The organism is Moorena sp. SIO4E2, from assembly GCF_010671945.1.
Classification (GTDB): Bacteria; Cyanobacteriota; Cyanobacteriia; order Cyanobacteriales; family Coleofasciculaceae; genus Moorena; species Moorena producens.
The window spans coordinates 1-7,495 of sequence record NZ_JAAHIE010000372.1 but is presented as its reverse complement, the minus strand read 5'-3'; the positions used below and the strand labels follow the sequence as shown (position 1 = coordinate 7,495).

Annotated in this window: 9 protein-coding genes; 5 read left to right on the top strand and 4 right to left on the bottom strand. The window is 44.0% G+C overall.

What is annotated here, in order from left to right:
* The 3 genes from F6K37_RS27590 to F6K37_RS27580 all read left to right on the top strand — a co-directional run.
* Window positions 1-1,389, top strand: a 1,389-nt coding sequence (locus F6K37_RS27590; protein WP_287253599.1) for a thioesterase domain-containing protein, incomplete at its 5' end; no start/stop codon positions are given.
* 54 nt (window positions 1,390-1,443) lie between these two features.
* Entirely contained in the window at window positions 1,444-2,301 is an 858-nt protein-coding gene (locus tag F6K37_RS27585) for a sulfotransferase family protein (RefSeq protein ID WP_287253598.1), read from the top strand.
* An 82-nt stretch (window positions 2,302-2,383) separates the two neighbouring features.
* Window positions 2,384-3,709 (top strand): lipopolysaccharide biosynthesis protein, encoded by a 1,326-nt coding sequence (locus tag F6K37_RS27580; protein ID WP_287253596.1) that lies wholly within the window; start codon window positions 2,384-2,386, stop codon window positions 3,707-3,709.
* A 141-nt stretch (window positions 3,710-3,850) separates the two neighbouring features.
* Here F6K37_RS27580 and F6K37_RS27575 read toward each other — a convergent pair whose 3' ends face one another.
* The gene (locus F6K37_RS27575) at window positions 3,851-4,294 is read right to left on the bottom strand and encodes a salt stress protein, Slr1339 family (protein ID WP_287253601.1); all 444 of its coding nucleotides are present in this window, start codon (window positions 4,292-4,294) and stop codon (window positions 3,851-3,853) included.
* A gap of 119 nt (window positions 4,295-4,413) precedes the next feature.
* Complete coding sequence (locus F6K37_RS27570) at window positions 4,414-5,019, bottom strand: vWA domain-containing protein (RefSeq protein ID WP_008190718.1); 606 nt, start codon at window positions 5,017-5,019, stop codon at window positions 4,414-4,416.
* 54 nt (window positions 5,020-5,073) lie between these two features.
* Between F6K37_RS27570 and F6K37_RS27565 the strand changes: the two genes are divergently transcribed.
* Window positions 5,074-5,262 carry a hypothetical protein gene (locus tag F6K37_RS27565; RefSeq protein WP_287253594.1) on the top strand — a complete coding sequence of 63 codons (189 nt, stop codon included), beginning with the start codon at window positions 5,074-5,076 and terminating at the stop codon, window positions 5,260-5,262.
* On the opposite strand, the gene F6K37_RS27560 is transcribed toward F6K37_RS27565, so the two are convergent.
* Together F6K37_RS27560 and F6K37_RS27555 are read right to left on the bottom strand one after the other, a co-directional pair.
* Complete coding sequence (locus tag F6K37_RS27560) at window positions 5,226-5,447, bottom strand: hypothetical protein (protein ID WP_287253592.1); 222 nt, start codon at window positions 5,445-5,447, stop codon at window positions 5,226-5,228. The two genes, F6K37_RS27565 and F6K37_RS27560, sit on opposite strands and share 37 nt — an antisense overlap.
* An 11-nt stretch (window positions 5,448-5,458) precedes the next feature.
* A complete protein-coding gene (locus F6K37_RS27555) occupies window positions 5,459-5,953 on the bottom strand; it encodes an NAD(P)H-quinone oxidoreductase subunit N (protein ID WP_287253590.1) in 495 nt (164 codons plus the stop codon).
* A gap of 372 nt (window positions 5,954-6,325) precedes the next feature.
* On the opposite strand from F6K37_RS27555, the gene F6K37_RS27550 reads away from it, so the two are divergent.
* Window positions 6,326-7,495 (top strand): hypothetical protein (locus F6K37_RS27550; RefSeq protein ID WP_287253588.1); only part of this gene is annotated, 1,170 nt, incomplete at its 3' end.

The window sequence follows — 7,495 nt, the reverse complement described above, 5'->3', positions numbered from 1 at the left end:
ATAGATCATCAAGTGAAGCTACGAGGCTTTCGCATTGAGTTGGGTGAGATTGAATCTGTTTTAGGTCAACATCCCCAAGTGCAAGAAGGGGTGGTGGTTGTACGGGAAGATAGCCCAGGAAATCCCCAGTTGGTTGCCTATGTCACCCATCCCCAAGGCACAACCGTGACCCCCGCCAAAATACGGCAATTCCTCAAAGAAAAACTGCCGGATTACATGGTTCCCAGTGTTTTTGTGACCCTGGAATCTTTACCCGTGAGTGCCAACGGCAAGCTAGACCGTCGTGCTTTACCTGTACCAAGCCTAAGTCTTGAGGATAACGGGGGGAAAATCCCGCCTCGTACTGCTTTAGAGTTAGAGTTGGTGCAACTTTGGGAATCCCTGTTTAATGTGGCTCCTATTGGACTTCAAGATAACTTTTTTGACCTTGGGGGGCATTCACTCCTATCGGTTAGTTTGATCAGTCGTATTGAGCAACAGTTTGGTCAAAAACTACCGGTATCGGTCCTCTTTGAGGAGGGGACAGTGGAACATCTAGCCACGCTTTTGAGTAAAGAAGGGAATTCGTCCCAATGGTCAAGATCCACGGTAGTGCCTTTACAGCCCAAAGGAGTCCAGCCTCCCTTTTTCTGCGTTCATCCAGGGGCTGGAACTGTGGTTTGGTATCGAGAATTAGCCCGCTATCTTGCCCCAGAGTTCCCCTTTTATGCTCTAGAGTCCTTGGGATTGGATGGGGATCAAAAACCCTACGATCGAGTTGAAGACATGGCAGCCCATTACATTCAAGGGATGCAGACCGTTCAGCCCCAAGGACCTTATCAGATTGGAGGGTGGTGTTTTGGTGCAGTAGTTGCCTTTGAGATGGCACAACAACTCCAAAGTCAGGGACATGAGGTGTGTAAACTCATCCTGATTGATATGAACATTGCTGACCCCATCGATCGAGAAGAGGCTCACACCATGGATGATGATGTTATCTTCTTGGTTCGCTTATTTAAAAGACATCTCCCTGATTTACCAGAGACCCTGAAAACCTTGGACAATCTGACTCAGGAAGAGCAACTGTGCCATTTAATTGAACAGGTAAAAACAGCCCAAAAAATTCCCCCTGATTTTGGTGTAGTACAGGTTAAACGGTTACTGGAAGTGTTCAGAGGGCATCTTAAAGGTTTAATGTCTTACACCCCTAAGCCTTACAATGGCACAGGGATTCTTTTCCAGGCAACCGAAGGAGAAGCAGCCAACGCCCAAGATGCTAGTCTAGGCTGGGCAGACTTAGTCACTGGAGGCACCGAACTCCACTGGCTTCCTGGGAATCATACCACTATGTTTCAAGACCCTAATGTTGAAGTGCTTGCCCAAACACTACGAACGACATTATCAAATTGAATCACCCCATTGCAAAACAGGTGGGGATTGCAAGAGAACTTGTGATTTAAACCGATGAGTATTTCTGTAGATAACAATATTTCTGAGACCGGAAATTCTGAATCTTTCGATGGTTTACAATTTCCCACTGAGATCCATTTTATTTCTGGGCTGCCGAGATCTGGCTCAACCTTACTCTCAGCTATCCTTCGACAAAATCCTCGGCTTCATGCCACCATGAGTACCCCAGTGTTTGGTCTGATTCAACGGTTATTAGAAGGCATGAGTCGAAATGAACTGGCCAGTTTCATTTCACAACAACAAAAAAAAGACCTGTTACTGGGAGTCTTTGCTGCTTATTATCAACCTCAAATTCAGCAAGGGCAACTGGTTATTGATACCAGCCGTATGTGGTGCGCCCACTTACCCCTAATCGATCAACTTTTCACCCAAGCTAAAGTCATTTGTTGCGTCCGTAATGTGGCTTGGATTATGGATAGCTTAGAACGTTTAGTGCGAAGCAATCCTTGGGTAATTTCAGGATTATTTGCAGACTTTAGTGAATCTGCAACTGTCTACGATCGTACCCAAAAACTAGGGCAAAATCAGTATATGGTTGGTATGGCTTATAACGCTCTAAAAGAAGCCTACTATGGCGAATATTCAGATAAGTTGTTGTTGGTAGAATATGAGTTACTAACGAACCAACCAACAGAAACCCTTCATAAAATTTATCATTTTTTAGGAGAAGCACCCTTTGAGCATAATTTTAACCAGGTTGAATATGACGAACCAGAATTTGATTCCAAGTTAGGATTACCAGGTCTCCATAAAGTGCGGAAAAAAGTTGAGTTTGTGCCTCGTACTACAGTTTTACCCCCAGATTTATTTGAGAAATACGATAAACTTTCTTTTTGGCTAAAATCTAGTTAGAATAGTTCGTAGTTACGTCCCTACGGTAGACTACGCAAAGGATTTTCTGGTCATAGTTGCGCTCAAACCCTTTGTTAACTTAATGTCCAAAACGTTTTCTGATTCTAAAGGTCTACAATTCCAATCCCTAGGCCAAAGCACAGTTATTGCAATTGTGATCAGAGTGACAGGATTTATCCTCACTTATCTGTTACAAATCTGCCTAGCTCGTTGGATGGGAGAGACTCAATATGGGATTTACGCTTATGTTTTTTCTCTAAGTTTTTTACTAAGTATATTGGCATGTTTGGGCTTGCCTCATACTGTTTTGCGGTTTGTATCTGAGTATAGTGTTACTGAATCTTGGGGTTTACTGCGAGGAATTATTCGGTTCAGTTGGGTCATCAATTTGCTGTTAGGAATTGCCATTGCTTTGGTGGGGACAGGATTAATTTTTGGACTTAACTCCTATCACCGTTTTATCTACGCTAACCCATTAACGATCGGGATTTGGCTCGTTCCTCTGTTTGCTTTGACTTTGCTACAAAGGGAAACAGCTACAGCTTTAGGAGACATTAACCTCGCCTATACCCCATATTATATTTTTGTCCCTGTGTTGATTTTAGTCAGTGGTTTTGTTGTTTTCGAGGAATTTGGTGACCTGTCTGGTGTTCGCATTATTGATATTAATCTACTGGTCATCCTCGTTGTTGTACTAGGTCAACTGTGGCTAATTGGGGAGAGATTAAACCAGAGTGTAGAGCAAGCCGAACCAATTTATGCCTACGGAGATTGGCTGAAGGTCGGTGTTGTACTGTGGTTAATGAATGGCTTTGGGATTATCCTACAGCAAACTGATGTGATTATGGTCGGTTCCCTATTGGGGCCTCAACAGGCGGGAATTTATGAGGTAGCAACTAAGACATCCCTTTGGGTAAGCTTTGTCCTACAAACAGTCACTATGGTCGTCGCCCCTGAATTTGCCCGATTATATAAACAGAACGATCGCCTTGGATTAAAACAGGCTATTGCCACCGCCAGTGTTTGGATTTTCTGGCCTTCCCTCCTTATCGCTGTTTTCCTCATCCTATTTGCCCCAGCAATCTTGAGTCTTTTTGGACCAGAGTTTGCCAGTGGAAATGGGACGCTCTTGATTCTGGTTATGGGACAGTTAGTTAATGCTCTGTGTGGCTCAGTTGCTTTCCTGATGATTATGACGGGACATCAAAATCAAGCCCTGATTGTATATGGGACAGCTGCGGGTTTAAATGTTGTTTTGAATGGAATTGGTATTCTTTTATTTGGTATGATTGGGGCAGCACTGTCTACTGCAATAACGTTTACCTTGTGGAATATTTGGTTAAGTGTTCTTGTGGTGAGGTACTTAGAAGTCAGTCCTATATTCTTCATTCCCCACCCTGACCTGTGAAAACCATGGAGAATTAAGCATTACTGGCCACATTCCGCACTTCAAAATGTAACAGAACTAATAACATCGATTAAGATAATCATTATAATTAAAAAAATTTGCTCTTAGGCACCTGCAGATGATACTTGAGGAGTCTTGCACTCAAGACTGAGTTTCTTTTAAGGCTTGCAAATAATCAATTGCTGCCTCCAGTTTGGAGGGATAGGAATCAGAAAATTCTTCAAACCATAAGCCTTCAGCTGAGTTTGGACTTAAGTTTTTTAGCCACTCAGTCGCTTGCTGATTCAGGGCTTCTCGTTCTCTTTGCTTTTGCTGCTGAACTCGTTTTTGTTCAGCTTCTAGTTCCTGCTGTTGTTTGAGAGCGTCTTCTTGGTCTTTTTTCTCAAACTCTGTTCTCATCTCAGCCAGATCCCGATCCTGAGCAGTAGATACCCAATCAGGTATCTTGGATGGTGATTCACTGGTTGGTGGATCAGTTAGTGGCAAATCAACTAGTTTTTCCTGAAACAGAGGTTTTTCTTGCGGTTGAACACCAGCATCTTTTTGTTGATACTCAGCTTTGAGTTGGGCTAACAAGTCATCCATTGATTCCACGACTTTGATCTCCTATTACCTTGTTAACTGTTGAGGGATATTTTTGAAACAGTTAACTTAAAGCACCTCGAACCCTGACGGGAGAAATACCACTAACCTATGCTAATCCTTTAGTCAATAATAGCATTGATCAAAACTTCAGTGAGAGTCATATCCTCCATCTGATCAATAGTTACGGTATCTACGATATCAAACTTAGCCCCAGCATTTTGCAGCTCATCATCTAATATTTTTAAGAATTTAGTTGCCTGGAGATCATTCCCGATTTGGATGAAGGAAATTCCTAGTTCTTCATCGACATCAATACGCCGTGATGCTTCTATGATCACCTTCATCACAGCTTTCCGTTCATCAGGCTCCCCATCAGTGACGACTAAGATGGTTTCTCCATTTTCTTTAGTTTGGCCACTAGCCTTACGTTTAAAATAGTCGTTGGTTGCATCGAGTAAAACACCAGCTAAATCCGTGCGTCCCGATGGTTCATTTTCCTGGAATATCTGTAGGACTTTATCTGCGGTTACATTGTCGTAGCGTTTAAAGCGACCAGCAAATACATAAACCGTGATGCCATCTGGATCTAATTCTTCACATTTACTGGCTAAAGCAAGGGTAGACTCCTGCATCATTTGCCAACGGCTTTTGCCAGCCAGTTGATCCCTAATCGACATGCTGCCACTTTTATCGATGATTAAGGTGTAGTCACGTTGTTCGAGCATTGCTAGTCTTACCCACTATCATCCTACACCTCTAGGGTATCAAACTTATCATTTTTGACTACTCACGGGGTTGGGTATCGAGAAATATCAGCATTCAGCTATCAGCATTCAGCATTCAGCTATCAGCTATCAGCATTCAGCTATCAGCTATCAGCATTCAGCATTCAGCATTCAGCATTCAGCATTCAGCTATCAGCTATCAGCTATCAGCATTCAGCATTCAGCTTATGCCTTAGGTCATAGCGTCGAAGCCTGTTCCACGCTACTGTTCGCGCAGTGTGCGCGTAGCGCAATCGGTGCTTTTGAATAAAATAAGCTGACCGCTGACCGCTGACCGCTGACCGCACCTCAAGTAGCACCATCTGTAGCGCATTAGCTGATAGCTGATAGCTGATAGCTGATAGCTGATAGCTGATAGCTGACGTCATTGATACTGAGACTAGACATTGGCTACAGAAATTAGTCCTGGCAAAGTCTCTGTGAGGGGTTGCCAACGGAAAGCACGATCCCCTCCCATCTCTAGGATTACTTTTACTCGTGGTTCTTGCTGGGGCAATGTCGTTAAATACTCAACTTCTTGACTAGATAGAATAATTCCTTCAATAATCCACAGCACCAACCCTTTAGAGTTGGGATATAGGGCTGAGAGTTGGTAGTTTACCAAGGGCGGCAGGTAGTAAACATCACCGACTGCAGCTGATTTACCCATATTTTTCTTGCCCAGATGAGGAGGGCGAACACCGTGAATTCCAGTGAGATAAGCAGCTGGATCCCCTAGTCCTTTGGCAGTAATGGAAACGGTGGTATAGCCAGCAGCCCGCAAACGCCGCTGATAACGACCTTCAAACCCACCTTCTAATGGTGCATAAACTGCTAATGCACCAGACTTTTCTAGTGCCCGGATGAATGACTTGCCGGTGGTGATCAGTGCCATTGCTACCTCTGCTTCTCCCTTAAGTTTTGTTAACTCCTGTCAGCCTCCTATTATAAGGGACTGTTGGCAAATTACCTCCAAGGTGATGGCAAGAGGGCAAGGTATTGGAAGTGGGGCAACAGCAGCACAAATCTGACCGCTTTTCAAGAATCAATAAGGATTTCAGTATAAAAAAACCTGCTCAAAATTGCCAAATTCAAAAAAAACTATACTAGAGATAGTAGGGAAATTTACATAGATCTAGCAGATGGCATTCATCGTATCCCATGGATACATAGTATGTTTTCCGGTTCGGTGATGTCCGACCTGTCCGACCTTTCTGTTTGATAAAGCTATTATCTTTGAGCGCAACAAGTATTATAAAACATAATTATGGCTCCCTTACCCACCATCATGAAAGCTGTTGAGCAGCTAGGCTACCGCGTCACTGTTGGGGATGTTGCTGCCCAAGTGGGTTTAAACATCCATCAAGCCGAGCAAGGTTTACTTGTCCTGGCCTCGGAAGTAGGTGGACATTTACAAGTGGCAGAGTCAGGGGATATTGCTTATCTGTTTCCCAAAAACTTTCGCGCTATTCTCCGCAACAAGTTCTTAAAGCTACGGTTGCAAGCATGGTGGGAAAAGGTTTGGGGTGTTCTGTTTTACCTGATTCGGATTTCTTTCGGGATTTTCCTAGTGCTTTCGATTGTGTTGATGATTGTTGCGATCGCATTTATTGTTCTGAGCCTCAAAGCTGGCAGTGACAATGATTCTGGCGGAGGAGGCGGAGGAGGAAATAGACGTTCTGGTGGTGGCGGCGGAATCCTGTTTTTGCCTCGTTTCTGGATTGGACCGGATCTGTTTTGGTGGTTCAACCCATCTTACTCCCACAGTAATTATCGCTCGAGACGGCGAAATTCCCGTTATAACCAGGATGACGACTATGAGATGAATTTTTTAGAAGCTGTCTTCTCCTTTCTGTTTGGTGATGGCAATCCCAATAGTGATTTAGAAGAACGTCGCTGGCAAACCATTGGTGCTGTGATTCGCAATTCCGGGGGGGCTGTGGCAGCTGAACAGATTGCTCCCTATCTTGATGACCTTGGAGAAAGCTACCAGCGGGAGTCTGAAGACTATATGTTACCGGTACTAATCCGATTCGACGGACGCCCAGAAGTTAGCCCGTCAGGGGATATTGTCTATCACTTCCCTAAATTGCAGACAACTGCTGCCAAACAGAATCAACAACCGGTGCCAGCTTATCTTCGTGCCAAGATATGGGAGTTTTCTCAGGCAAGGAGTGAGCAGATTATGCTGGCAATTGGGTTAGGGAGTGTAAACTTTGTTCTAGCATTAGTCCTCGGTTCCCTGTTGCAGGGGGGTGAGATTGCTGCACAGCTAGGAGGATTTGTACTATTTGTGGAGCTAATTTACCCTCTGTTATTGGCTTATGGCGTAGGATTCTTGGCCATACCGTTGCTTCGATATTTCTGGGTTCAGTGGAAAAAGAACCAGATTGAAGCTCAGAATCAAGAACGGCAGGAAAATGCGATCGCACTTAAT

Bases quoted from the DNA above. Each gene is read 5' to 3' on its own strand.
- F6K37_RS27585 (WP_287253598.1), top strand. From the start codon at position 1,444: ATGAGTATTTCTGTAGATAACAATATTTCTGAGACCGGAAATTCTGAA.
- F6K37_RS27580 (WP_287253596.1), top strand. From the start codon at position 2,384: ATGTCCAAAACGTTTTCTGATTCTAAAGGTCTACAATTCCAATCCCTA.
- F6K37_RS27575 (WP_287253601.1), bottom strand. From the start codon at position 4,294: ATGGATGACTTGTTAGCCCAACTCAAAGCTGAGTATCAACAAAAAGAT.
- F6K37_RS27570 (WP_008190718.1), bottom strand. From the start codon at position 5,019: ATGCTCGAACAACGTGACTACACCTTAATCATCGATAAAAGTGGCAGC.
- F6K37_RS27560 (WP_287253592.1), bottom strand. From the start codon at position 5,447: ATGACGTCAGCTATCAGCTATCAGCTATCAGCTATCAGCTATCAGCTA.
- F6K37_RS27555 (WP_287253590.1), bottom strand. From the start codon at position 5,953: ATGGCACTGATCACCACCGGCAAGTCATTCATCCGGGCACTAGAAAAG.